Below are 2,443 nucleotides of genomic sequence, written 5' to 3' on the forward strand. Positions count from 1 at the left end.
ATGATGTCTTTTATCTCGTTGCGGCCAAAGAACGACTGGCCTCCGCTGAGTTTGTACGGCACCTGATAGGCCTGCAGTTTCATCTCGATCACACGCGACTGGTGGTTACCACGATAGAGCACGGCAAAATCGCGGTAGCCACAACCATAACGCAGGCGGCGCTCGACGATTTCGGTGGCAATGCGCTCGGCTTCCACTTCGTCGTTGCGGCATTTAAGAATCTTGATCGGGTCGCCGTAGCCCATATCGGACCACAGCTTTTTCTCGAATTCGTGCGGGTTGTTGTCGATCACGCGGTTAGCGGCGTTCAGGATCAGGCCGGTGGAGCGGTAATTCTGCTCCAGCTTAACGATCTTCAGCGTCGGGAAGTCTTTTTTCAGCAGCGACAGGTTTTCCGGACGGGCACCACGCCAGGCATAGATCGACTGGTCATCGTCACCTACCACCGTCAGACCGGTGCGGTGACCCACCAGCAGCTTCACCAGCTCGTACTGGCTGGTATTGGTGTCCTGATACTCATCCACCAGCAGATAGCGGATCTTCTTCTGCCAGCGGGTCAGCACTTCCGGGTGATCACGGAACAGCACCGTGGGCACCATGATCAGGTCGTCAAAGTCCACCGCGTTATAGGCTTTCAGCATGCGCTGATAAACGCTGTAGGTCTGGGCGATCAGCAATTCCTGCGGAGTCGATGCCACTTTGATGGCATGGTCGGGGGTGATCAGATCGTTTTTGAGGTTGGAGATGGCGTTCTGCACCAGCTCGATCATATCGCCGTCGTCACCGTGTTCACGGTGCATCACGTCGCGGATAATGCCTTTGCAGTCATCCTGATCAAGAATTGAGAAACCATTTTTATAACCGGCGGTGGTCAGCTCATGGCGGATGATATTCAGGCCGAGGTTGTGGAAGGTCGATACCGTCAAGCCCTTGGCACCGCCTTTACCCACCAGCGACATCACCCGCTCTTTCATCTCGCGCGCGGCTTTATTGGTAAAGGTTACCGCGGCGATATGGTACGACTTGATACCGCACACACCGATCAGGTAAGCAATCTTACGGGTAATCACCGACGTCTTGCCGGAGCCAGCACCGGCCAGTACCAGCAGCGGGCCATCCACATATTTGGCGGCTTCTTTCTGACGGGGATTGAGCTGACTTAGATCGACCACGGGCTTACCTCTCTGACGGGCGGGCATTCTAACAGCTCAGCGCATGGTTGGAATCCGCCGCAACGTGACTCGGACAGCGAACAGGCACAACTGTCACTGCTTTTATCACCATCGCTGCGGACTCTGGTACGCAAGTCTTTGTCCCTGAAGGATATTTTTCTGCCACAAAAGGAGACACACAACCCGAAATGTCCTATATATAAACACTGATTATTAAAAGAAATGGTTATGGATCGCGTCGTATATTGCCATTCCGGCAACAATACGGAGGTCACACAACCGGGCGTCGCCTTACGGGCAGACACATACCAGACCTAATTCAGTTCGGGTTTTATGGAATTTTCACCACATCAGTCCAGGCTCAATCTGTTGATTCTGAGCACCTGCGAACAGCGCCTCGGAGACCTGCAACACTGGCTGGGTCAACATCAGAGGCAGGACGCTATGCGAACGGAATTCCTGTTCCTGAATCCGCTCTCAACGTCTGCCCTGCCCCCTTCAGGCGACGGTTGGCAAGCTGCAGTACTGTTGATAGACACCTTTACAACTGCCCAGCAACAATGGCTTACCCAACTTCCGCCACACCTGCCCTGCCTGATTATTTCCACCACTAAACACCGTGATCAACTGCCTCCGTCCGGACACTGGCTGGCGCTGGATGATTTTAATCGTCAGCGTTTTTTCCAGAGCCTGGGGCCTCTGCAACAGCAGGTACTCAGCAACATTCCGGCACCCTTACAGCGCAATGATTTTTTTACCCGCCTGCGCCAGCAACTGACCCAGGCAGACCATGGCTATTATCTGCAGGTGCTGCAATGCCGCTGGTTACGGCATCAGCATGACCGTGACAGCTGGCAGCAACGGGAAAGTATTCAGCAGGAATTTGAACGCACCATCAGCCGGCGCGCCCCCGCCGGAGCCATTATCGGCCGCATACTGGATGATCAGCTGGTTGTGGTCAGTGACAATTACTACGAACTCCATGCCGACTGGCTGCCACTGCAGCCGGACGATGACGACCGCCCCTGGGTGGTGTACCACAGCTCACCATTGTGTATCAGCGGTTTCTCTGCCCTGAGTGCAGTATTGCAGGAAGGTGTACAACAGATTGCCCGGGAACGACTGGTACAGGAAGCCCAGTTCGAATGGCGCCAGCAGGACACCGGCCTGAGCCTGCTGAGCGGTATTCATCTGGCCTTGCAGCGTGATGAGTTTTACCTTGAATACCAGCCCCAGTTTGACAGCCGTACCGGGGCGCTGGTCGGGGCCGA

The 2,443-nt window shown here is 55.0% G+C and carries 2 protein-coding genes; one reads left to right on the forward strand and one right to left on the reverse strand.

From position 1 onward, the window contains the following. On the reverse strand, positions 1-1,172 hold a 1,172-nt coding region (locus B3P58_RS12210; protein WP_286717772.1), incomplete at its 3' end, for a UvrD-helicase domain-containing protein. Positions 1,173-1,616: 444 nt separating this feature from the next. Here B3P58_RS12210 and B3P58_RS12215 point away from each other — a divergent pair. Beyond that, positions 1,617-2,443: hypothetical protein (locus tag B3P58_RS12215; RefSeq protein ID WP_286717774.1), on the forward strand; the 827-nt coding region annotated here is incomplete at its 3' end.

The sequence above is a fragment of the Thalassolituus sp. UBA2009 genome (assembly GCF_002335285.1).
GTDB lineage: Bacteria > Pseudomonadota > Gammaproteobacteria > Pseudomonadales > Oceanobacteraceae > Venatoribacter > Venatoribacter alkanivorans.